General features: G+C 56.5%; 21 protein-coding genes. 11 read left to right on the top strand and 10 right to left on the bottom strand.

Annotated features, from left to right (window positions below):
* Window positions 1-49 precede the first annotated feature (49 nt).
* From dam to trpS, 4 genes are read left to right on the top strand one after another with little or no spacing between them, the layout of a single operon-like run.
* On the top strand, window positions 50-862 hold the full coding sequence (gene dam, locus ACQG1K_RS20635) for an adenine-specific DNA-methyltransferase (RefSeq protein WP_022649620.1): 813 nt from the start codon (window positions 50-52) through the stop codon (window positions 860-862).
* Window positions 863-901: 39 nt separating this feature from the next.
* The gene (gene rpe, locus ACQG1K_RS20630; protein WP_003861634.1) at window positions 902-1,579 is read left to right on the top strand and encodes a ribulose-phosphate 3-epimerase; all 678 of its coding nucleotides are present in this window, start codon (window positions 902-904) and stop codon (window positions 1,577-1,579) included.
* On the top strand, window positions 1,572-2,333 hold the full coding sequence (gene gph / locus ACQG1K_RS20625; RefSeq protein WP_320680140.1) for a phosphoglycolate phosphatase: 762 nt from the start codon (window positions 1,572-1,574) through the stop codon (window positions 2,331-2,333). Before rpe ends, gph begins: the two co-directional genes overlap by 8 nt.
* On the top strand, window positions 2,326-3,330 hold the full coding sequence (gene trpS / locus ACQG1K_RS20620; protein WP_015571430.1) for a tryptophan--tRNA ligase: 1,005 nt from the start codon (window positions 2,326-2,328) through the stop codon (window positions 3,328-3,330). The genes gph and trpS overlap by 8 nt, the downstream gene beginning before the upstream one ends.
* Window positions 3,331-3,467: 137 nt before the next feature.
* Here the strand turns inward: trpS and ACQG1K_RS20615 are convergent, their stop codons facing one another.
* The 5 genes from ACQG1K_RS20615 to tsgA all read right to left on the bottom strand — a co-directional run bounded on the left by ACQG1K_RS20615 (window position 3,468) and on the right by tsgA (window position 9,604).
* On the bottom strand, window positions 3,468-3,638 hold the full coding sequence (locus tag ACQG1K_RS20615) for a YhfL family protein (protein WP_003861638.1): 171 nt from the start codon (window positions 3,636-3,638) through the stop codon (window positions 3,468-3,470).
* A gap of 146 nt (window positions 3,639-3,784) precedes the next feature.
* The gene (gene cysG, locus ACQG1K_RS20610) at window positions 3,785-5,158 is read right to left on the bottom strand and encodes a siroheme synthase CysG (RefSeq protein ID WP_367075862.1); all 1,374 of its coding nucleotides are present in this window, start codon (window positions 5,156-5,158) and stop codon (window positions 3,785-3,787) included.
* Between the two features lie 134 nt (window positions 5,159-5,292).
* A complete protein-coding gene (nirD, locus tag ACQG1K_RS20605; protein WP_022649617.1) occupies window positions 5,293-5,619 on the bottom strand; it encodes a nitrite reductase small subunit NirD in 327 nt (108 codons plus the stop codon).
* Window positions 5,616-8,159 carry a nitrite reductase large subunit NirB gene (gene nirB, locus ACQG1K_RS20600; protein ID WP_426760335.1) on the bottom strand — a complete coding sequence of 848 codons (2,544 nt, stop codon included), beginning with the start codon at window positions 8,157-8,159 and terminating at the stop codon, window positions 5,616-5,618. Before nirB ends, nirD begins: the two co-directional genes overlap by 4 nt.
* 260 nt (window positions 8,160-8,419) lie before the next feature.
* Window positions 8,420-9,604 (bottom strand): MFS transporter TsgA, encoded by a 1,185-nt coding sequence (tsgA, locus tag ACQG1K_RS20595; RefSeq protein ID WP_045621719.1) that lies wholly within the window; start codon window positions 9,602-9,604, stop codon window positions 8,420-8,422.
* A 278-nt stretch (window positions 9,605-9,882) separates the two neighbouring features.
* Between tsgA and ppiA the strand changes: the two genes are divergently transcribed.
* The 4 genes from ppiA (at window position 9,883) to argD (ending at window position 13,047) form a co-directional block, all read left to right on the top strand.
* Window positions 9,883-10,455 (top strand): peptidylprolyl isomerase A, encoded by a 573-nt coding sequence (gene ppiA / locus ACQG1K_RS20590; RefSeq protein ID WP_022649614.1) that lies wholly within the window; start codon window positions 9,883-9,885, stop codon window positions 10,453-10,455.
* Between the two features lie 105 nt (window positions 10,456-10,560).
* The gene (locus ACQG1K_RS20585; RefSeq protein WP_023298771.1) at window positions 10,561-11,145 is read left to right on the top strand and encodes a putative adenosine monophosphate-protein transferase Fic; all 585 of its coding nucleotides are present in this window, start codon (window positions 10,561-10,563) and stop codon (window positions 11,143-11,145) included.
* Between the two features lie 30 nt (window positions 11,146-11,175).
* Window positions 11,176-11,739: an aminodeoxychorismate synthase component 2 gene (gene pabA / locus ACQG1K_RS20580; RefSeq protein ID WP_367075866.1), complete on the top strand. Its 564-nt coding sequence runs from the start codon at window positions 11,176-11,178 to the stop codon at window positions 11,737-11,739.
* 87 nt (window positions 11,740-11,826) lie between these two features.
* Complete coding sequence (gene argD / locus ACQG1K_RS20575; protein ID WP_367075868.1) at window positions 11,827-13,047, top strand: bifunctional acetylornithine/succinyldiaminopimelate transaminase; 1,221 nt, start codon at window positions 11,827-11,829, stop codon at window positions 13,045-13,047.
* On the opposite strand, the gene ACQG1K_RS20570 is transcribed toward argD, so the two are convergent.
* Together ACQG1K_RS20570 and crp are read right to left on the bottom strand one after the other, a co-directional pair.
* A complete protein-coding gene (locus ACQG1K_RS20570) occupies window positions 13,044-15,131 on the bottom strand; it encodes a YccS/YhfK family putative transporter (protein ID WP_367075877.1) in 2,088 nt (695 codons plus the stop codon). The genes argD and ACQG1K_RS20570 overlap by 4 nt on opposite strands.
* A 57-nt stretch (window positions 15,132-15,188) precedes the next feature.
* Entirely contained in the window at window positions 15,189-15,821 is a 633-nt protein-coding gene (gene crp, locus ACQG1K_RS20565) for a cAMP-activated global transcriptional regulator CRP (RefSeq protein WP_000242758.1), read from the bottom strand.
* Window positions 15,822-16,131: 310 nt separating this feature from the next.
* Between crp and ACQG1K_RS20560 the strand changes: the two genes are divergently transcribed.
* Window positions 16,132-16,536 (top strand): OsmC family protein, encoded by a 405-nt coding sequence (locus tag ACQG1K_RS20560; RefSeq protein WP_022649609.1) that lies wholly within the window; start codon window positions 16,132-16,134, stop codon window positions 16,534-16,536.
* Between the two features lie 85 nt (window positions 16,537-16,621).
* On the opposite strand, the gene ACQG1K_RS20555 is transcribed toward ACQG1K_RS20560, so the two are convergent.
* Genes ACQG1K_RS20555 through ACQG1K_RS20545 form a run of 3 tightly spaced genes read right to left on the bottom strand, consistent with a single transcriptional unit; the run spans window position 16,622 to window position 18,758 of the window.
* Entirely contained in the window at window positions 16,622-17,491 is an 870-nt protein-coding gene (locus tag ACQG1K_RS20555) for a phosphoribulokinase (protein ID WP_003861663.1), read from the bottom strand.
* 29 nt (window positions 17,492-17,520) lie between these two features.
* The gene (locus tag ACQG1K_RS20550) at window positions 17,521-17,739 is read right to left on the bottom strand and encodes a YheU family protein (protein WP_014171926.1); all 219 of its coding nucleotides are present in this window, start codon (window positions 17,737-17,739) and stop codon (window positions 17,521-17,523) included.
* Complete coding sequence (locus ACQG1K_RS20545; protein ID WP_048966613.1) at window positions 17,736-18,758, bottom strand: hydrolase; 1,023 nt, start codon at window positions 18,756-18,758, stop codon at window positions 17,736-17,738. Before ACQG1K_RS20545 ends, ACQG1K_RS20550 begins: the two co-directional genes overlap by 4 nt.
* A gap of 228 nt (window positions 18,759-18,986) precedes the next feature.
* Between ACQG1K_RS20545 and mdcA the strand changes: the two genes are divergently transcribed.
* A complete protein-coding gene (gene mdcA, locus ACQG1K_RS20540; RefSeq protein ID WP_023298766.1) occupies window positions 18,987-20,642 on the top strand; it encodes a malonate decarboxylase subunit alpha in 1,656 nt (551 codons plus the stop codon).
* Complete coding sequence (locus ACQG1K_RS20535; RefSeq protein WP_367075870.1) at window positions 20,642-21,499, top strand: triphosphoribosyl-dephospho-CoA synthase; 858 nt, start codon at window positions 20,642-20,644, stop codon at window positions 21,497-21,499. Before mdcA ends, ACQG1K_RS20535 begins: the two co-directional genes overlap by 1 nt.
* Window positions 21,500-21,508: the final 9 nt, after the last annotated feature.

The raw sequence follows: 21,508 nt of genomic DNA, 5'->3' as shown, positions 1-21,508 counted from the left end.
CTGTCGGAGCTTTCTCCACAGCCGGAGAAGGTGTAATCAGTTAGTCAGCATGAAAAAAAATCGCGCTTTTCTTAAATGGGCAGGGGGGAAATACCCCCTGCTCGACGATATTAAAAAGCACCTGCCGAAAGGCGAGTGTCTTATCGAGCCCTTCGTGGGTGCTGGATCGGTATTCCTGAATACCGATTTTTCTCGTTATATCCTGGCGGATATCAACAGCGACCTTATCAGCCTCTATAACATCGTCAAACTGCGTACCGATGAGTATGTGGAAGAGGCGCGGAAGCTGTTTACGCCAGAGAACAACAACCCGGACATTTACTATCAGTTCCGCGCTGAGTTTAATCAGAGCCAGGACCCGTTCCGTCGCGCGCTGTTGTTTCTTTATCTCAACCGCCATGGCTACAACGGTCTGTGCCGGTATAATCTGCGTGGCGAGTTTAACGTGCCGTTTGGCCGCTATAAGCGTCCCTATTTCCCGCAGGACGAGCTGTATCACTTTGCTGAAAAAGCGCAGAATGCCGAGTTCTACTGTCTCTCCTATGAAGAGTGCATGGAGCTGGCGGGCGTAAACTCGGTGGTCTACTGCGACCCGCCTTACGCGCCGCTGTCTGCCACGGCAAATTTCACCGCCTACCACACCAACAGCTTCAGCCCGGCCGAGCAGGCGCGTCTGGCTGAGATGGCGGAAAAGCTGGTCAGCAAAAGAATTCCGGTGTTAATTTCGAATCACGACACGCCTGATACGCGCGAATGGTACAAAGCCGCGAAGCATTTTCAGGTAAAAGTGCGGCGTAGCATTAGTAGCAATGGCGGCACACGTAAAAAGGTGGACGAACTTCTGGCGCTTTATCGACCCTGAGCCTTTGCCCGCCGGTAAACACATTTCAAGGAGATGCGGATGAAACAGTTTTTGATTGCCCCCTCAATTCTGTCGGCCGATTTTGCCCGCCTGGGTGAAGACACTGCCAAAGCTCTCGCGGCTGGCGCAGATGTCGTCCATTTCGACGTTATGGATAACCACTACGTTCCCAACCTGACCATCGGTCCGATGGTGCTTAAAGCGCTGCGTAACTACGGGATCACCGCGCCCATTGACGTGCATCTGATGGTGAAACCGGTTGATCGCATCGTGCCTGATTTCGCCGCGGCGGGTGCCAGCATCATCACTTTCCACCCGGAAGCCTCCGAACACGTTGACCGCACGCTACAGCTGATCAAAGAGAACGGCTGTAAGGCGGGGCTGGTCTTTAACCCGGCGACCCCGCTGAGCTATCTCGACTACGTGATGGACAAGCTGGACGTGATCCTGCTGATGTCCGTCAACCCGGGCTTTGGCGGCCAGTCGTTTATTCCTCAGACGCTCGACAAGTTGCGTGAAGTGCGCCGCCGCATTGATGAGTCTGGCTATGATATTCGTCTGGAAGTGGACGGCGGCGTGAAGGTCAATAACATCGGTGAGATTGCGGCGGCAGGGGCGGATATGTTCGTCGCAGGCTCCGCCATCTTCGATCAACCGGATTACAAAAAAGTCATTGATGAAATGCGCCGTGAACTGGCGAAGGTAAGTCATGGATAAATTGCAGGCTATTCGGGGTGTAGCATTTGACCTCGACGGCACGCTGGTCGACAGCGCGCCAGGATTAACCCGCGCCGTCGATCAGGCGCTGTATGCCCTTGAACTCCCCGTTGCGGGCGAAGAGCGCGTCGTGACGTGGATTGGTAACGGTGCAGACGTGCTGATGGAGCGCGCGCTGACCTGGGCTCGTCAGGAACGTGCCTCTCAGCGTTCTGCGCAAGGGAAACCGAGTGTTGACCACGCGGATATTCCCCAGGATGAGCAGCAGCGTATTCTGCGCAAACTGTTCGACCGTTTCTACGAAGAGACCGTCGAAGAGGGCAGCTTCCTGTTCCCGGATGTCGCGGAAACGCTGAGCGCGCTACATGCGAAAGGCATCCCGCTGGGGCTGGTGACCAACAAGCCAACACCGTTCGTTGCGCCTCTGCTGGAAGCGCTGGATATCGCGAAATACTTCTCCGTAATTGTGGGCGGCGATGACGTGCAGAATAAAAAGCCGCATCCGGAACCGCTATTGCTGGTGGCAGGAAAATTATCCTTAGCGCCTGCGGAGCTGCTCTTTGTCGGGGATTCCCGCAATGATATTCTGGCTGCCAGAGCGGCAGGTTGCCCGTCTGTTGGGTTGACCTACGGCTACAACTACGGTGAAGCCATTACGCTGAGTGAGCCGGACGTTGTGTTCGACCACTTCAATGATTTGTTGCCCGCACTCGGGCTCTCGCACAGTGAACATCAGGAATTGAATAATGACTAAGCCCATCGTTTTTAGTGGCGCACAGCCTTCAGGTGAACTGACCATTGGTAACTACATGGGTGCGTTACGTCAGTGGGTGAGCATGCAGGATGACTACCACTGCATTTACTGCATCGTGGATTTGCATGCTATCACCGCGCGTCAGGATCCCGAGAAGCTGCGCAAGGCGACGCTCGATACGCTGGCGCTGTACCTGGCGTGCGGTATCGATCCAGAGAAGAGCACCATTTTCGTTCAGTCTCACGTGCCAGAGCACGCGCAGCTGGGCTGGGCGCTGAACTGCTACACCTATTTCGGCGAGCTGAGCCGCATGACCCAGTTCAAGGATAAATCTGCGCGCTACTCTGAAAACATCAACGCCGGTCTGTTTGATTATCCGGTGCTGATGGCGGCAGATATTCTGCTGTACCAGACCAACCAGGTACCAGTGGGCGAAGATCAAAAGCAGCACCTGGAGCTGAGCCGCGATATCGCCCAGCGCTTCAATGCGCTTTACGGCGACGTGTTCAAAGTGCCTGAGCCGTTTATTCCGAAATCCGGCGCGCGCGTGATGTCGCTGCTGGAGCCGACCAAAAAGATGTCCAAGTCTGACGATAACCGCAACAACGTTATCGGCCTGCTGGAAGATCCGAAATCGGTGGTGAAAAAGCTCAAGCGTGCGGTGACCGACTCCGACGAGCCGCCAGTGGTGCGCTACGACGTGCAGAACAAAGCGGGCGTATCCAACCTGCTGGACATTCTCTCCGGTGTGACCGGACAGAGCATCCCTGAGCTGGAAAAACACTTTGAAGGCAAGATGTACGGCCACCTGAAAGGTGAAGTGGCAGACGCCGTTTCCGGCATGCTGACCGAGTTGCAGGAGCGCTATCACCGTTACCGTAACGACGAAGCTTTCCTGCAAAAAGTGATGAAAGAGGGCGCGGAAAAAGCCAGCGCGCGCGCCTCCGAAACCCTGAAAGCGGTGTACGACGCGATTGGGTTTGTGGCGAAACCTTAAGCCGCTTTGCCGGGTGGCGCTTACGCTTACCCGGCCTACGGGACCGTGTAGGTCGGGTAAGGCGGAGCCGCCACCCGACAAAACTGACGAAACAAAAAAACCGGGAAATCCCCGGTTATTTTACGCCTGAAAAACGCTTACTGCTGTGCCGCCGGGCCGCAACCGCCAATGATCTTCGAAATGGAGATTGCCGGATGCAGCAGGTAATCGTAGCTGCAATTATTTTTAGTATTTTGAACGTGACCGGTGCAGGCCGTCAGAGTTGTTAACAGGCCGACCAGAACGGCAGCTTTTGCCAGTTTGAACATACGCATTCCTTGTCAATAAAATCAAAAAATTGGATGTAACACGAGGGAATAAATGGAAAAGTTCCATTACGCGGGCGGTATGTTATCGACTGAGGTAAGAAGGGAGTAGTCCGCTTCAAGACTACTCCCGGAAGAGAGATTGTGCGTTAGTGGCTGGAGAACCAGTTCAGTTTTTCACGCAGTGCTACCACGCGGCCCACCACGATCACCGCCGGGCTTTCAACCTGCTGCGCCAGCTCGCCCAGCTGCGTCAGTACGCCATCGACCACGCGCTGCGTAATGGCGGTACCGTTTTCTACCAGTGCGACCGGCATATCTGCTTCCATGCCGTGCTCCAGCAGTTTCGCCTGAATCGTGGCTGCCTGATTTAGCCCCATATAGAAGACCAGCGTCTGCTTTTCAGCGGCCAGATTATACCAGTCCAGCTCGCTGCCGGTTTTCAGGTGGCCCGTCACCAGGCGCACGCTCTGGGCATAGTCGCGATGGGTTAACGGAATGCCGGAATAGGCAGAACAGCCGGATGCCGCCGTAATGCCCGGCACCACGGAGAACGGAATGCCCGCGTTGCAGAGAGTTTCCAGCTCCTCGCCGCCGCGACCAAAGATAAACGGATCGCCCCCTTTCAGACGCACCACACGCTTACCTTTTTGCGCTTCCCGCAGCAGGATCTGGTTGATCTCCTCCTGCGGTACGCAGTGATAACCTGCCCGTTTGCCGACGAATACGCGGTCAGCATCGCGGCGCACCAGATTCATGATGTCATCAGAGACCAAACGGTCATACACCACGATGTCCGCCTGCTGGATCTGCTGGAGACCCTTCAGCGTCAGCAAGCCCGCATCGCCGGGACCTGCGCCCACCAGTACCACTTCACCGCGATGATCCAGCGGTTCAGAGAGGAGTTGCTCGGTCGTCTCTTCAACCGCTTTGGCGTCCTGATTGGCCAGCGACTGCGCCAGCCTGTCGTTGACAAAGAACTTCTCCCAGAAGCGACGGCGTTCGCCCACGGTTGCGAAGGTTTGCTTCACGCGGGAACGCAGCTGCCCGGCGTAATGGGCAATCTGACCAAGGTGTTGAGGCAGCACGGCTTCCAGTTTTTCCCGCAGCAGACGGGCAAGAACGGGCGAGCGGCCACCGGACGACACCGCAATCATCAGCGGCGAGCGGTCGATAATGGATGGCATGATAAAGCTCGCCTCTTTCGGCGCATCCACCACGTTACAGAAGATGCGGCGCGCTTCGCAGGCGTCGCTGACGCGCTGGTTAACGTCATCGTTATCCGTTGCGGCGATGGTCAGCCAGCAGGTATCCAGCAGGGATTCATCAAATTCGCCCTGCACCTGCGTGAGCATCCCTTCCTGCGCCCAGACGTCAAACTGTGGGGCGAAGGTGAGGGCGTTAACGGTCAGTCTGGCGCCCGCCTCTAACAGCAGGCGCGCCTTGCGTTCAGCCACATCGCCGCCGCCCACGAGCAGGCAGTCGCGGTTGCGTAATTGACAAAAAATCGGCAGGTGATCCACGACGTTACCTCACAGCATTCATGGCGGGGGAAGAATTGACGTCAGGATAACAGCAGGAATCGTACAGGACATACGGTTTTTCCTGCCGTTACCCATAAGGGGTCATAAGCCTTTCCTATTGAAAAGGCGAGGGGTTACGCTTTCAGCTGCACCTCGCCGTCCTTCACGCGGACGTCGTAGTGTTTGACCGAGAAGCTTTCATCTTCCATGCAGCGCCCGTCGGTTAAGCGGAAGCGCTGCTTTTTCAGCGGGCTGGCAACCCACAGTTCGCCCTGGTGCTCCGCAATCAGACCGCGGGAGAGCACGCTGGCCTCGAAGAACGGGTCGATATTGCTGATGGCAAAAACCTGTTCATCGTGGCGAGGGCGGAAAATCGCTACCTGCTCGTTGCCCAGCAGGGCACAGACGCCGGTTGCTGGCAGAATGTCGTTAATGTTGCAGATGTTTACCCACTGGCTCATGCGTTTTCCTCCACCAGCATCACCGGAATACGTTCATACGGGGTCGCTGGACGATGCTGTTCGCGCTCCGGCACCACCTGCACGTTCGGGTCGCGCTGGGTGCTGTTGATAAAGTGTTTGAAGCGCGTCTGCGCCGCTGGCGTGTTCACGGTTTCGGTCCACTCGCAGATAACCGCCTCGCGCAGGCGAGTCATCTCGGATTCCAGCTGTTCATTCAGGCCCAGCTTGTCGTCGATAATGACTGACTTCAGATAGTCGATGCCGCCTTCGAGATTATCCAGCCAGGACGCGGTACGGGTCAGCTTATCGGCGGTACGAATGTAGAACATCATGAAGCGGTCGAGGTATTTGATCAGCGTATCGCGATCGAGATCGGCAGCCAGCAGATCGGCGTGGCGAGGTTTCATCCCGCCGTTACCGCACACGTACAGGTTCCAGCCTTTCTCGGTGGCGATAATACCCACGTCTTTACCCTGTGCTTCCGCACATTCACGGGTACACCCTGAGACGCCGAACTTCATTTTGTGCGGCGTACGGATACCTTTGTAGCGGTTTTCCAGCTCGACGCCGAAGCCCACGCTGTCGCCCACTCCGTAGCGGCACCAGGTGCTGCCCACGCAGGTTTTCGCCATGCGCAGCGCCTTAGCGTATGCGTGACCGGTTTCGAAGCCCGCCTCAATCAGCTGACGCCAGATTTCCGGCAGATCATCTTTCTGCGCACCAAACAGGCCGATACGCTGGGAACCGGTGATTTTGGTGTACAGATTAAACTCACGGGCGATACGGCCCACGGCGACCAGCCCCTCAGGGGTAATTTCTCCCCCGGCAGAACGCGGGATCACCGAGTAAGTCCCGTCTTTCTGAATATTGGCCAGGAAGTTATCGTTGGTGTCCTGAAGCGGAGTGTGTTCTGGTTTGAGCACATATTCGTTCCAGCAGGACGCCAGCAGGGAACCGACGGTAGGCTTACATACTTCACAGCCGTAGCCCTGGCCGTGTTTCTCCAGCAGTTCGTCGAAGGACTTAATGCCCTCCACGCGGATCAGGTGATACAGCTCCTGGCGAGAGTAAGCGAAGTGCTCGCACAGGTTGTTGTTCACTTCAATGCCCTGTTTTGCCAGCTCGGCGTTCAGCACCTGGGTAACCAGCGGGATACAGCCGCCGCAGCCGGTCCCGGCTTTGGTTTCCGCCTTCAGCGCCGCAACGGTGTGGCAGCCTTTGTTAATGGCGGAGATCAGCATGCCTTTGGTCACGTCGAAGCAGGAGCAGATTTGCGCGCTGTCCGGCAGTTTATCCACGCCAATGGACGGCTTACCGCTGGAGGCGTGCGCCGGGAGGATCAGCGCATCCGGGTTTTCCGGCAGCTCAATGGCGTTCAGCACCAGCTGGAGCAGGTTGCCGAAGTCGCTGGTGTCGCCCACCAGCACCGCCCCGAGCAGGGTTTTGTTGTCCTGGCTGACGATAAGACGTTTGTAGACTTCTTTGCTTTCGTCCAGATAAACATAGCTGCGGGAGTTCGGGGTGCGACCATGCGCATCGCCAATACCGCCCACGTCCACGCCCAGCAGCTTCAGCTTCGCGCTCATGTCTGCGCCGGTGAAGGCATTTTCGCTGCCGAGGATATGGTCAACGGCGACCTGCGCCATTTTGTACCCAGGTGCAACCAGACCGTATACGCGGTTATTCCAGCTGGCGCATTCGCCGATGGCGTAGATGCCCGGATCGGAGGTCTGGCAGGTATCGTTGATCATGATCCCGCCGCGCTGCGCAACGGCCAGACCGCACTGGGTGGCCAGCTTGTCGCGCGGGCGAATGCCGGTGGAGAAGACGATGAAATCCACTTCCAGCTCGCTGCCGTCGGCAAAGCGCATGGTTTTACGCGCTTCAGTGCCTTCCTGCACGATCTCTTTGGTGTTCTTGCTGGTGTGAACCTTCACGCCCATGCTTTCGATTTTACGGCGTAACTGGTCGCCACCCATATGGTCCAGCTGTTCCGCCATCAGCATCGGGGCAAATTCGATGACGTGGGTTTCAACGCCGAGGTTTTTCAGTGCGCCTGCCGCTTCCAGACCCAGCAGACCACCGCCGACAACCGCGCCACGTTTGCTTCGACGTGCGCAGGATTCAATGGCGTTGAGGTCTTCAATGGTACGGTAAACGAAGCAATCCTGGGTTTCCGAACCTTTAATCGGCGGGATCCACGGATACGAGCCTGTCGCCATGATCAGCTTATCGTAAAAAACCGTGCGTCCGGCGCTGGAGTGGATCACTTTCTCCTGACGGTTGATGGTGATAGCGCGTTCGCCCACCAGCACTTTTACGCCATGCTTCTCGTAGAAACCTTCACGCACCAGAGAGAGTTCTTCGGCGGTATGGTGAGAGAAGTAGGAAGACAAGTGCACACGGTCGTACGCCTTGCGGGGTTCTTCACAGAACACGGTAATATCGAACTGGTTAGCATCGGCTTTATCGAGAAGATCCTCAATAAAGCGGTGGCCGACCATGCCGTTACCGATGATAGCGAGTCTGACTTTGCTCATTTTTGCCTCGATTTCTTTTCTATTACTGCCTACCTTAACGATTCAGCAGGGGCACTTATTGATGCAAATCAAATACGCCTTCACCTACCCCTTAGGGGGTATATCTATGATTTGTCATGATTTTTATAAGTGACGGATATTGTTTGATTTTTGTGCTTGCTTGTTTTTCGCACAATTTTGGTGGGGTTTTTTACCCATCGGCGGGCAGGGCGGGTGAGGAGGGGAAAACCCCTTTGCAGTACGCAAAGGGGTTACGGCGATTAGTGGGTAGCCGTTGCTGTATTGTGCTGGCGGTGACGGGTCACAAAGCCCAGCACGAAGCACATGATGAACACCACGGCGTACAGACCGTTAGCGGTATGCAGCGCCGCCAGCGGGCCGCTGTGCGCCACAATTGGGCCCGTGACCACGAAGGTCAGCATGGTGCCGATGGTGCCGCAGGTCAGCACGAAGTTCACCAGCTTTGGCGAGGCCACTTTGGTCTGAAGAGAGCCAAGGGTGATGATCGAGGTATAAATCGCGCTGGAGAAGAAGCCCAGGGTCAGGATGAACCACGGCATATGCTCCGGGGAACCGTTGATGAACAGATACATCAGCACGGTTGCCAGACCCGCCAGAACGGTCAGGATCCGTTGCAGGTCGAAGAAGCGCAGGATAAAGCTAAACGCCCACATGCCGAACATGTAAGACATCCAGAAATCGCTCACCAGTTTACCCGCGTCGTTCAGACTCATGCCCAGACCTTTCGCATACTCAGGAACCCAGGAGATAAAGCCCAGCTGGCCCAGGATGTAACACAGCGCGGCGATGGAAAGGAACAGCACGCCGATACCCCATTTTTCTTTCGCAACTGGCTCAGACGTGGTCTGCGCTTTTTTGCCCAGCACCGGGAACTCGCAGCCGAAGGTGAGAATAAAGATCGCGACATAGACCAGACCAATGCAGGCGTACACCCAGTACCACTCAATGCTGCGCGCCAGAAGATACGCGGCAACCATCGGGAAAATCATCCCGGCCATGCTGAAGAAGGAGTCGGTGAACAGCAGACGCGCGCCGCGCTGGCGGCCTTCATACATATGGGTGATCAGGAACGTACCGATCGACATGGTGATCCCGCTCACCAGGCCCAGTACGAACATGGCGGCAGAGAAGAGGGCGATGCTGTGGCTCAGCACCAGGCCCGCCACGGCGGCAACCATTAGCACGAAGCCGAAGCGCAGCTGGGTTTTCAGCGGCACGATTTCCATCAGCCAGGCATTAAGGAAAATAGAGATCAGGATCCCCGCGTTCAGGAAAGTGAAGGTATTGCTCATGCTGGAAACGGGCAACTGGAAATAGTCTGCGATATTTCCCATCACCATCCCGGTGACGATCACCAACGCGCCGGTCAGGGCGTAGGAGAAGAAGCTGATCCATGTGAGCTTGATGCGATTGCTGTTAGTCATGTCTGGCCTGTTAAAAGTAAAGAAAAACGCAATGACTGCGTTTGAGCGGGCAGATTTTAGTCGCGAAAGTGATCTAATTAAATCTTTTCAGAAAATATTGAGCACAATTGCAGGCTTTAACGTGATGGAGATCACATTAAATCGCGGGGTGAACAATCGTTTGCGCGGTAATAATTGTTTCAATTTCGTAAAATTAGGTAAAAGACTGGTCTGGGGTCATACTGCTCTTTAGAATCAAGCCATTCGCTTTTTATACTGCGCTTTGTTAAGGAATTCTCATGCTCAAATCAACACTGGCGGCTGTCGCAGCTGTGTTTGCTCTTTCTGCCGTTTCCCCTGCTGCGCTGGCAGCTAAAGGAGACCCTCACGTCCTGCTGACTACCTCTGCGGGGAATATTGAGCTGGAGCTGGATAGCCAGAAAGCCCCTGTTTCTGTGAAAAACTTCCTCGACTACGTGAACAGTGGTTTTTATAACAACACCACGTTCCACCGCGTGATCCCAGGCTTTATGATTCAGGGCGGCGGTTTCAACGAGCAGATGCAGCAGAAAAAGCCTAACCCGCCAATCAAAAATGAAGCGGATAACGGCCTGCTGAACAAGCGCGGCACCATTTCTATGGCGCGTACGGCGGATAAAGACAGCGCCACCAGCCAGTTCTTCCTCAACGTGGCGGATAACGCCTTCCTGGACCACGGCCAGCGCGACTTTGGCTACGCGGTGTTCGGTAAAGTGGTGAAAGGCATGGACGTGGCGGACAAGATCTCTCAGGTTCAGACTCACGATGTCGGTCCATACCAGAATGTGCCGTCTAAGCCAGTGGTGATTCTCTCCGCGAAAGTGCTGCCGTAATCGTTCCCTCACACGGGCACATCCTGCCCGTGTCTTTCCGCCCTCCCTGCGAAAGCGCGTTTTGCTGCTTATACTTGTGGCAAACGGACTATTCAGGGAGGCGTAGTGAAAAAACTCACCGACAAGCAAAAATCCCGACTCTGGGAGCAACAGCGTAGCGTCAATCTTCAGGCCAGTTGCCTCCTTGAAAAAGGCAAGGGGCCCGCTGAACCCGATATCGAGACGCTGGCACTGGGGCCTTCTGCACCGGGTTTACCCCATCTGTGCCTTATTCACCGCCATTTATTCCGCAACGAAATGAAAGGCGCTGGCGAGCTGCGCACCGCCGATATCTCCAAGGGCGACATTCCATTTTGCCATTTCGAGTACATCGAGAAGGTGGGTAATGAGCTGATGGCTTCGCTGGAAAGCGATAAATATCTGGTGGGCCTTCAGAAAGAAGAGTTTACAGACAGAATCAGTCATTACTACTGTGAAATCAACATGCTACATCCGTTTATGAGCGGTAATGGCGTGGCTCAGCGGATCTTCTTTGAACAGCTGGCGATCCATGCGGGCTACGTGCTGAACTGGCAGGGGATCGACCCGGACGACTGGGCATCCGCCAACCAGAGCGGGGCGATGGGTGATCTGACCGCCCTGAATGCTATCTTTGCCAAAGTTGTGAGCGAAGCGCGGGGATCTGAGTAAAATAGGGCGGCCATTTTTTCAGGAGCCGCCATGATTCTGCTGATTGATAACTACGATTCCTTTACCTGGAACCTTTACCAGTATTTTTGTGAACTGGGGGCAGAGGTGGTTGTCCGCCGTAACGATGAGATCGCGCTGGCTGACATTGACGCGCTGGCGCCCAAGAAAATCGTGATTTCGCCTGGGCCGTGTACGCCGTCGGAGTCCGGCATCTCGCTGGAGGTAATCCGCCACTATGCGGGCAAGCTGCCGATTCTGGGCGTCTGCCTGGGTCACCAGGCCATTGCGCAGGTCTTTGGCGCCAGCATTGTCCGTGCCGCGAAAGTCATGCACGGCAAAACCTCACCGATCACGCACACCGGTACCGGCGTATTCCTGGGGCTAAACAATCCGTTAACCGTGACGCGCTACCATTCTCTGGTGATTGATCCGCCGACCCTGCCCGCAGACTTTGAAGTGACCGCCTGGAGTGCGACCCGGGAAATCATGGGCATTCGCCACCGCGAGTACGATCTGGAAGGGGTGCAGTTCCACCCGGAAAGCATTCTCAGCGAACAGGGGCACGCACTGCTGGCCAATTTCCTTAATCGCTGAATATCTGTTGCCTTGTTGTGATTTTTTATGCATATTTTGTGATTATATTTTCACAATCACTGTGACATAAAAATGGATGGTCATGACATGGCAACTGAACAACCAGCAATTACCCGCGCGACATTCGATGAAGTGATCCTGCCGATTTATGCACCGGCTGAGTTTATCCCGGTGAAAGGGAGAGGCAGCCGCGTCTGGGATCAGCAGGGCAATGAGTATGTTGATTTCGCAGGCGGTATTGCGGTGACGGCGCTGGGCCATTGCCATCCTGCGCTGGTGGACGCGCTGAAAACGCAGGGCGAAACGCTGTGGCACACCAGCAACGTGTTCACTAACGAACCGGCGCTGCGTCTGGGGCGTAAGATCATCGATGCCACCTTCGCCGAACGCGTGCTGTTTATGAACTCCGGCACCGAAGCCAACGAAACCGCCTTTAAGCTTGCGCGCTACTACGCAACCACGCGTCAAAGTCCGTACAAAACCAAAATCATCGCCTTCCATAACGCCTTCCACGGTCGCTCGTTCTTTACCGTTTCCGTTGGCGGCCAGCCGAAGTATTCCGACGGCTTTGGTCCGAAACCTGCGGATATCATCCACGTGCCGTTTAACGATCTGCACGCCGTTAAAGCGGTGATGGACGATCACACCTGTGCCGTGGTGGTCGAACCCATTCTGGGGGAAGGCGGCGTCACGGCGGCCACCCCGGAATTTCTGCAAGGGCTGCGCGAACTGTGCGACGAGCACCAGGCGCTGCTGGTGTTTGATGAAGTGCAGTGTGGGATGGGGCGTACCGGAGACCTGTTCGCTTATATGCACTACGGCGTAACGCCGGATATTCTGACCAGCGCGAAAGCGCTCGGCGGCGGTTTCCCGGTCAGCGCGGTGCTAACCACCCAGGATATTGCTTCCGCATTTCATGTGGGCTCACACGGCTCCACTTACGGCGGTAATCCGCTGGCGTGCGCCGTGGCGGGAGCGGCGTTCGACATCATTAATACGCCGGACGTCCTGAATGGCGTGAATGCGAAACGCGCCCTTTTTGTGAAACATCTTCAGCAGATTGACGAACAGTTTGATGTCTTCAGCGACATCCGCGGGATGGGGTTACTGATCGGCGCCGAGCTGAAACCTCAGTATAAAGGCCGCGCGCGCGATTTCCTGCACGCCGCCGCGCACGAAGGCGTCATGGTGCTCAACGCCGGGCCGGACGTGATGCGCTTCGCGCCGTCGCTGGTGGTGGAAGACAAAGACATCGAAGACGGGTTAACCCGTTTTGCTGCGGCGGTCGCGAAGATCGTCAGAGGCTAATACGCGGTTCGTTTTAACCGGCGCGTTAACCAAATCCCGTGATGCGGACGCTGACGCCATGCCACCGACGAAATGGTGTGCATGGTGTTGAGATGCCCGAGAACGCGCTGTAAATGCTGCTCAAGGGTGCTCATCGGCCCGTGGGTCAGCGTCTCCGGCGCTTCCAGAATGTTCGAATCCCCCGACTCGCCCGGCGCGTCGTACTCCAGACGCTGCTGACAGCGCTGGAGGGCAATTTCACACGACTGCAAATAGCGCTGCGCAAGATCCGGCGTCAGCATGGTGTGCTCGCGCGCCAGCGTGGTCATGGCATTGATGTGTTCGACGATAAACTGGCTGTGCGTGACCCACAGCTTCATGTCTGCCAGATAGTGCGAGTTGAAGCCCGGCTCCTGCATGGCCTGGTTAAGGGAGTTGAACAGGGCATTATGCGCCTGGTTGACCTTCATGCGCTCGTAGGCCAGCGGAGAGGGCTGCGGGTCATCGCTCAGAATAAGACGAATGGCCTGCTGATCGGCTTCGAGCGCGTCGTGGGCGTTCTGCCTCAGCAACCCGCTCTGCCACTGCGGCCACAGCCAGACCATGCCGCCAAAGGCGATCAGGCAGCCAATTAGCGTATCGACCAGCCGGGCAATAATAAACTGTTCCCCGTTAAGCGTGAGCAGTTGCAGGGTATACACCGCCGTTACCGTAAAGCCCACCGTCGCCCAGCCGTAGTTTTTACGGATGATCAGATAACTCACCATCGTAATCGCCAGCATGCCGACCAGCGTATACCCTTCCGGCACGTGGAAGTGCAACGTTACGCCCGCGATAATCAGCCCCGCCATCGTGCCGCCCGCCCGATGCAGAATGCGCACCCGCGTGGCGCCGTAGCCGTTCTGGGTGACAAACAGCACGGTCATTAAGATCCAGTAGGGTTTCGGCAGGTGCAGGGCCATTCCCATCAGGCTGGCGATGCTGAGCATGACGCTAATTCTTGCGGCGTTGCGCAAGGCGGAAGACTTCAGCGACAGGTAGCTTTTGAGCGCAGGCAGCAACGGCAGTCGTTTTTGCTTATCGGCCATCAGGTCCCGGGTATAAAGCGGGCGCTGGGTGCGCAACACCCGGGCGATGCGGCTGAAATGCCAGGCGGCAAACTGCCCGACCGGGTTATCCGCGTGCTGACGCGCAATCTTTTCCAGCGCGCCGAGCTGTTTGTCCATGTTAAAGCGCGTCGGATAGCGGTGATAGAGTATATCGTCAGCCAGCACCCGCAGGCGCGCCGCGACGGTCTGCGCGTTCCAGCGGATCACCGCTTCCGCATGGCTGCGCTCCACCAGCTTTTGCACCTCTTCCGGATTATGAAGGCTGACGGAAATATGCTCCTGCAAATCCAGCCCGACCTGGAAGGTACGCAGCAGCCGCTTATATTCATGATTTTTGTTGGCGGCAAGCATGTGCAACTGCTGATAGCACTGGCTGATCAGATCCACCACTTTTTGCTGGCGTGTCAGCAGCGGCGGCAGGGATTTTTCCGGGTCGGTATGTTGCGTGAGCAGGGTGTATTTTGCTTCACAGTATTCAGCAAGCTGCACGTAGAGCAGGCTCAGGGATTCGCGAAGCGGCTGTTCCCGCCACAACCAGAACCAGAACCAGTTAAACAGCCCGTACCACAGCGTGCCGAGGGCGTAGATCAGCAATGGCTCCCACACCGGCATATTGCCCGCAAGGCTTAAGGTGAAGATGGCGGCAATCAGCGACGCGGGAAGCAGGCGGGCGTGCAGCGAGCTGATTTCAGCGGTTACGCCAAGCGTCATCGCCAGCACGGTCAGGATCAGCGGCAGAGGAATGTCGCGGGCCAGTAAGAGTTGCACGGCAAGGCTACAGCCGGCAAACAGGCAGCCGCCAATAATCAGGCGTTTGAAAAAGCGTTTATGCGGGGTGTCCAGACCGGCAATGTTGCAGCAGGCGGGCACGAGGGAAAACAGCAGGCCTTGCTGAAGATGTCCGAGGATCAGGCCCACGGCCACGGGAAGACACAACACCAGCGTTTGTCGCAGTGCGTAGTTAACTTCCGGGTGATAGATCAGCCTGCGCCACATAAGGAGTAGAGACAAAAACGGCGTGCCACCCTGCGGCGGCACGCCGTTTTACCGGAATTAACGGGTCCCGTAAACCACGATGGTTTTACCGTGGGCGGAGATCAGGTTTTGATCTTCCAGCATCTTCAGGATACGGCCCACTGTTTCACGGGAGCAGCCGACGATCTGACCGATTTCCTGGCGGGTAATTTTAATTTGCATACCGTCAGGGTGGGTCATGGCGTCTGGCTGTTTCGCCAGGTTCAACAGAGTCTGCGCGATACGACCGGTCACGTCCAGGAAGGCGAGGTTACCCACCTTCTCAGAGGTCACTTGCAGACGGCGTGCCATCTGGGAAGAAAGACGCATCAGGATGTCAGGGTTGACCTGAATCAGCTGACGGAATTTCTTGTAAGAAATTTCAGCCACTTCACATGCTGTTTTTGCACGAACCCAGGCGCTACGTTCCTGGCCTTCTTCAAACAGGCCCAGTTCACCGATAAAATCGCCCTGGTTCAGATAAGAAAGGATCATCTCTTTCCCTTCTTCATCTTTGATCAGCACGGCCACCGAGCCTTTAACGATGTAATACAACGTTTCCGCTTTTTCACCCTGGTGAATCAGCGTGCTCTTTGATGGGTACTTATGAATGTGGCAATGAGACAAGAACCATTCGAGAGTCGGGTCTGTTTGCGGTTTGCCAAGCACCATGCGCTGTTATCCTCTGTTATAAGCTGTCACCAGAGTCATAAGATGCATCCGGACTCTGGGGTTGCAATCGAATTCTTACCCATACCTGGGAAGTCGGCTGTCGTAACGTTTCGCAGCCAGTAAAGTTTGATGTCCTCTGCATACATGTGTAACGTCAATGTATTACTGTAGCATCCAGAGTGTTTTAGCATAGCTTTCGCCGCGTGTCTCCTGGTGTCTCGCTTCAGCATGACGCAGGTCGCCTTCCGTTGCGAGAAATGTAACGTACACGTAATCTGTCATAAAAAATGCAACGTTGGAGTGAGTGAATATGCAAGCGCGTGTGAAATGGGTTGAAGGGTTAACGTTCCTGGGCGAGTCTGCTTCCGGGCACCAGGTTTTGATGGATGGCAACTCCGGCGATAAAGCCCCAAGCCCGATGGAAATGGTGCTGATGGCGGCAGGTGGATGCAGCGCGATCGACGTAGTGTCGATCCTGCAAAAAGGCCGTCATGACGTGACCGATTGTGAAGTGAAGCTGACGTCAGAACGTCGCGAAGAGGCGCCACGTCTGTTCACGCATATTAATCTGCACTTTATCGTCACCGGCAAAGAACTGAAGGATGCGGCGGTCTCGCGTGCGGTTGACCTGTCTGCGGAGAAATACTGCTCTGTGGCGCTAATGCTGGAGAAAGCGGTAAACATCACCCATTCGTATGAAGTGATCGAGGCTTAATTTTTGGCGGGTGGCGCTTCGCTTACCCGCCCTACAAAAGCACGCCCGTAGGCCCGGTAAGCGCAGCGCCACCGGGCAAAACAACTCACGCGATTTGCTTTCCTTCCATCAGCCGCTGCACCAGCGGCGTCATGATCAGCTCCATCGCCAGCCCCATTTTTCCGCCCGGTACCACTAACGTATTCATGTGCGAAATAAACGAACCTTGTAGCATCGCCAGCAGCCAGGGGTAATCGATGCCTTCCAGGTTGCGGAAGTGGATCACCACAAAGCTCTCGTCCAGGGAAGGGATGCTTTTTGCGGCGAACGGGTTGGAGGTGTCCACGGTGGGGACGCGCTGGAAGTTAATGTGGGTTCGGGAGAACTGCGGCGTCAGGAAGTTGATGTAATCTTCCATGGAGCGCACCACCGAATCCATTACCGCCTCTCGCGAATGGCCGCGCTCGCTCATGTCACGCGTCAGCTTCTGGATCCACTCAAGGTTAACAATCGGCACCACCCCCACCAGCAAATCCACATGGCGCGCCACGTCGTGCTGAGGCGTCACCACGCCGCCGTGCAATCCTTCGTAAAACAGCACGTCAGTCGGTTCCGGCAGCGGCTGCCAGGGCGTGAACGTGCCGGGGACCTGGTTCCAGGGCACGGCTTCATCGTAGGTGTGGAGATACTTGCGGGACTGCCCGGTGCCGCTCTGCCCGTATTCACGGAAGGTTTGCTCCAGCAGGCCGAAGTCATTGGCCTCCGGGCCAAAATAGCTGATGTGTTTACCCAGATCGCGCGCCTTGCGGATGGCCATATCCATCTCCGGGCGCGTGTAGCGGTGAAAGCTGTCGCCCTCTACCTCTGCCGCCCGTAAGTTAAGCTGGGCGAAAATCTTGCGGAAGGCGAGGCTGGTGGTAGTGGTTCCCGCCCCACTCGAACCCGTAACGGCAATAACCGGATGTCTGGCAGACATAGCAACTCCCTGACTGGAAAAGTGTAAGATCAGCCATGAAACGCGTTGCGGGGCATGATATTCACCGTCTCATGCAGTTCGGACCATACCAACACCACGTCGCCGCTTTTAAGCTGGCGCTTCACATCGTTGACCTTTTGTTCAAGCGAACGTTCATGTTCACCATAATCGGTGCCTTCGCGCAAGACAAAGCTTTCAATCAGATTATCGAGCGTGTCGGGAGAGAGATCCTGCCAGGGAATAATCATTTTTTACCGTCCAGATAGGCCGTTAACCAGTCGGGTATACGCGTCTCAAGCCACATTTTTGGCCGACGCAGCGTGCCGCCAACAAAGCCCACGTGCCCGCCGAACTCGGTGAGCTGATACTCCACGTTATCCGGCAGATAGTCAGGGGCGGGGATCGAGTGATGATCCATAAACGGATCGTCTTTGGCGTGGATAATCAGCGTGGGTTTCGTGATTTGATTCAGTAAAGGCATGGCGCTGCACTGACGGTAATAGTCAATCGCATCGGCAAAGCCGTGAATTTTCGAGGTGATCAAATCATCAAACTCGCGCAGACGCTTCACGCGTTTGAGCTGTTGCAGCGTCACAGGCAGCGTATCCGGATAGGCCTTAAGTTTACGTGCGGCGTTGGCTTTCAGCAGGTTGAGCAGGTAGCGCTGATAGACCCGCGAAAACCCTTTTTCCATATGATAACTGCACTGCTCCAGCATAAAGGGCGCAGAGACAATCACCGCCGCATCCAGCGGTACGGCGTCGCTCTCCTTCGCCAGCAGGCAGGCCAGCATATTCCCGCCCAGCGAATACCCCACCGCTGCCGTTGGTGCTTCGCCGAAATTGTCTCTTAGCCAGCGCAGGAACCAGGAGCCGTCCTCGGTTTCACCCGAGTGATAAATGCGTTTCTGACGGTTAGGCTCGCCGCTGCATCCGCGAAAATGCATCACCACCCCAAGCCAGCCGCGGGCTTTCGCCGCCTCAATGAGACCGTGTGCGTAAGGGCTGTGCAGGCTGCCTTCCAGGCCGTGAAACACCACCAGACGGGGTTTATGTCTGGCCCGATCCGGATCTTCGCTCCAGGCGAGATCCAAAAAGTCACCGTCCGGCAGGTCAATGCGCTGCCAGTGGGGGTTGAACTGCACCTTGCGGCGGATCAGGCGCGGCAGCATGGTTTGCAGGTGAGGGTTAGCCACACCGCGCATGGGCACGAACTCTGCGCTCTCTTCGGCTGCAATGTCGAAGTCTGAGGGAATGATTTGGGTCATAAGGGCGATGCTGATTCTTGTCAGAAATTAACTATACCTTCCGAATTGTACCCCGTTTAGCCCGTTTTTCCGAAACATGAACTGATCCCGATCACATTTCTTTACCTTGATTATTACTCTCAGGCTAATGATTACGTCCTACGCTTAATTGATGCCTTTCTCACCAGAGCGCACACTTTACTCAACGTTAAGCAAATCAGAATGATGTGCTGAATCAGGAGGTTAATAATGTTATCTGGGCAAACACCCACCCGGCAATGGAACACCCGACGCAGCGAGAAAGCGCGTCGTCTGGCGTCCGTACCGGTGCAGGGCAAGGTACTGCCAACCGGCGATCTTGTCGCCATGCTGGAAAAACTGATCGCACCAGGCGACAAAGTCGTTCTGGAAGGCAACAACCAGAAGCAGGCGGATTTCCTTTCCCGTTCACTGGCCGAAGTGAACCCGCAAATCGTGCACGATCTGCATATGATCATGCCGAGCGTGGGCCGCAGCGAACATCTGGACATCTTTGAGAAAGGCATCGCCCGCAAGCTCGACTTCTCCTTCTCCGGTACGCAAAGCCTGCGCATTTCGCAGCTGCTGGAGGATGGTCAGCTCGAAATCGGGGCGATTCACACCTACATCGAACTCTACTCACGTTTATACGTCGACCTTTCGCCAAACGTGGCGCTGATTGCCGGTTTTAAAGCGGACCGTAAAGGTAACCTCTACACCGGGGCGAGTACCGAAGATACCCCGGCGCTGGTGGAAGCCGCCGCGTTCCACGACGGCATCGTCATCGCACAGGTGAACGAGCTGGTGGACGACGAGTGCGACCTGCCGCGCGTCGATATTCCGGGCTCGTGGATCGATTACGTGGTGGTGGCGGACAAGCCGTTCTTTATTGAACCGCTCTTCACCCGCGACCCGCGCCTGATTAAACAGGAACACATCCTGATGGCGATGATGGCGATTAAAGGCATCTACGCTGAACACCAGGTGCAGTCCCTGAACCACGGGATTGGCTTTAATACCGCAGCGATCGAACTGCTGCTGCCAACCTACGGCGAACAGCTCGGACTCAAAGGCAAAATCTGTAAACACTGGACTTTGAACCCGCATCCAACGCTGATCCCGGCCATCGAAAGCGGCTGGGTGGAGAGCGTCCACTGCTTCGGCGGCGAGCTGGGGATGGAAGAGTACATCCGCGCCCGTCCGGACGTGTTCTTTACCGGTGCTGACGGCTCCATGCGCTCTAACCGCGCCTTCTGTCAGCTGGCTGGTCAGTACGCGGTCGATATGTTTATCGGTTCCACGCTACAGGTTGATGGTTACGCTAACTCCTCAACCGTGACCCGCGGCCGTCTCTCCGGCTTCGGCGGCGCACCAAACATGGGCCACGATCCGCACGGTCGTCGCCACGCCACACCGGCCTGGCTGAACATGATCACCGAGCCTGACCCGATGCAGCGCGGTAAAAAGCTGGTTGTGCAGATGGTGGAAACCTTCCAGGCGGGCGTGAAGCCAACCTTCGTGGAGAAACTCGACGCCGTAGACGTGGCGAAAGCCTCCGGCATGCCGCTGGCGCCGGTTATGATTTACGGCGATGACGTCACCCACGTGCTGACGGAAGAGGGGATTGCTTACCTCTACCGGGCAAAAGATCTGGAAGAGCGTCGCGCCATGGTCGCCGCCGTGGCGGGTATCACCGATATCGGTCTGGGCGTTGACGCCAAACGCGTGGCGGAACTGCGCCAGAGCGGCAAGGTTGTGTATCCGGAAGATATGGGCATTCGTCGTACCGATGCCACCCGCTCTCTGCTGGCTGCGGGCAGCGTGGCTGACCTCGTTGAGTGGTCCGGCGGCCTGTATAACCCACCTGCGAAATTCCGGAGCTGGTAATGAAACTTCTGCCCCAGATCCAGGTTGAAGGCGGTGCCGAATGGCTGGCGCGAACCGCCACGCAGTGTCTGATTAACGAAGCACGTTTAAGCCCGAAGCCCGGTCTGGTGGACAGCCGGGGGAACGGCGCGCATCACGATTTATCGCTTGCGCTGATGGAGCGCTCCGCTCACAGCCTGACCCCCACGTTTCAGGCGCTGGCGCAACAGAGCTGGCAGCGTCCGGCGGATATTGCCCTCAGGCAAACCGTTGGCCGCCTGGGTCGTGAAGGCGAACGGCAGATGATGGCCGCTACCGACGGCGTGAACACACACCGTGGCGCGATCTGGGCGCTGGGATTGCTGGTGAGCGCGGTGGCGATGCTGGGCGGCGATGCCCGGGCGCAAACCGTCGCGAACACCGCCGCTCAGCTGGCGAAACTGCCGGATGACGCGGCGCCGAAAGTATTCAGCAAGGGGTTACGCGTCACGCACCGCTACCGTGTACCGGGCGCGCGTGAAGAGGCTCAGCAGGCGTTTCCGCACATCATGCAGCGCGCGCTGCCGCAGCTTCACCTCAGCCGTCTCAACGGCAGCAGCGAAACGCAGGCCAGACTCGACGCGCTGATGGCGATCATGACCTCGCTCACCGATACCTGCGTGCTGTCGCGCGCCGGCATGGAGGGGCTGGATGCCATGCAGAACGGCGCCCGTGCGGTGCTGAACGCGGGAGGATGCGCAACACTTGCGGGGCAGCAGGCGCTGGCGCGGTTAGACCGTCAGATGCTGACGCTTAACGCCTCGCCGGGCGGAGCCGCAGACCTGCTTGCTGCCACGCTGTTTCTTGACCGCGTCGAAACGCCCTATTCAAAGCATTAAGAGGATGTT

The sequence above is a fragment of the Enterobacter cloacae complex sp. 402C9 genome (genome assembly GCF_050030745.1).
In the GTDB taxonomy this organism is placed as follows: domain Bacteria; phylum Pseudomonadota; class Gammaproteobacteria; order Enterobacterales; family Enterobacteriaceae; genus Enterobacter; species Enterobacter intestinihominis.
This window is presented reverse-complemented; position numbering and strand designations above follow the sequence as displayed.

Coding starts and splice junctions, on each gene's coding strand:
- nirB (WP_426760335.1), bottom strand. CDS start 8,159: ATGAGCAAAGTCAGACTCGCTATCATCGGTAACGGCATGGTCGGCCAC.
- ACQG1K_RS20535 (WP_367075870.1), top strand. CDS start 20,642: ATGAAACTTCTGCCCCAGATCCAGGTTGAAGGCGGTGCCGAATGGCTG.
- gph (WP_320680140.1), top strand. CDS start 1,572: ATGGATAAATTGCAGGCTATTCGGGGTGTAGCATTTGACCTCGACGGC.
- ACQG1K_RS20545 (WP_048966613.1), bottom strand. CDS start 18,758: ATGACCCAAATCATTCCCTCAGACTTCGACATTGCAGCCGAAGAGAGC.
- rpe (WP_003861634.1), top strand. CDS start 902: ATGAAACAGTTTTTGATTGCCCCCTCAATTCTGTCGGCCGATTTTGCC.
- ACQG1K_RS20615 (WP_003861638.1), bottom strand. CDS start 3,638: ATGTTCAAACTGGCAAAAGCTGCCGTTCTGGTCGGCCTGTTAACAACT.
- argD (WP_367075868.1), top strand. CDS start 11,827: ATGGCAACTGAACAACCAGCAATTACCCGCGCGACATTCGATGAAGTG.
- dam (WP_022649620.1), top strand. CDS start 50: ATGAAAAAAAATCGCGCTTTTCTTAAATGGGCAGGGGGGAAATACCCC.
- ACQG1K_RS20550 (WP_014171926.1), bottom strand. CDS start 17,739: ATGATTATTCCCTGGCAGGATCTCTCTCCCGACACGCTCGATAATCTG.
- nirD (WP_022649617.1), bottom strand. CDS start 5,619: ATGAGCCAGTGGGTAAACATCTGCAACATTAACGACATTCTGCCAGCA.
- ACQG1K_RS20570 (WP_367075877.1), bottom strand. CDS start 15,131: ATGTGGCGCAGGCTGATCTATCACCCGGAAGTTAACTACGCACTGCGA.
- ACQG1K_RS20555 (WP_003861663.1), bottom strand. CDS start 17,491: ATGTCTGCCAGACATCCGGTTATTGCCGTTACGGGTTCGAGTGGGGCG.
- pabA (WP_367075866.1), top strand. CDS start 11,176: ATGATTCTGCTGATTGATAACTACGATTCCTTTACCTGGAACCTTTAC.
- ppiA (WP_022649614.1), top strand. CDS start 9,883: ATGCTCAAATCAACACTGGCGGCTGTCGCAGCTGTGTTTGCTCTTTCT.
- crp (WP_000242758.1), bottom strand. CDS start 15,821: ATGGTGCTTGGCAAACCGCAAACAGACCCGACTCTCGAATGGTTCTTG.
- ACQG1K_RS20560 (WP_022649609.1), top strand. CDS start 16,132: ATGCAAGCGCGTGTGAAATGGGTTGAAGGGTTAACGTTCCTGGGCGAG.
- mdcA (WP_023298766.1), top strand. CDS start 18,987: ATGTTATCTGGGCAAACACCCACCCGGCAATGGAACACCCGACGCAGC.
- trpS (WP_015571430.1), top strand. CDS start 2,326: ATGACTAAGCCCATCGTTTTTAGTGGCGCACAGCCTTCAGGTGAACTG.
- tsgA (WP_045621719.1), bottom strand. CDS start 9,604: ATGACTAACAGCAATCGCATCAAGCTCACATGGATCAGCTTCTTCTCC.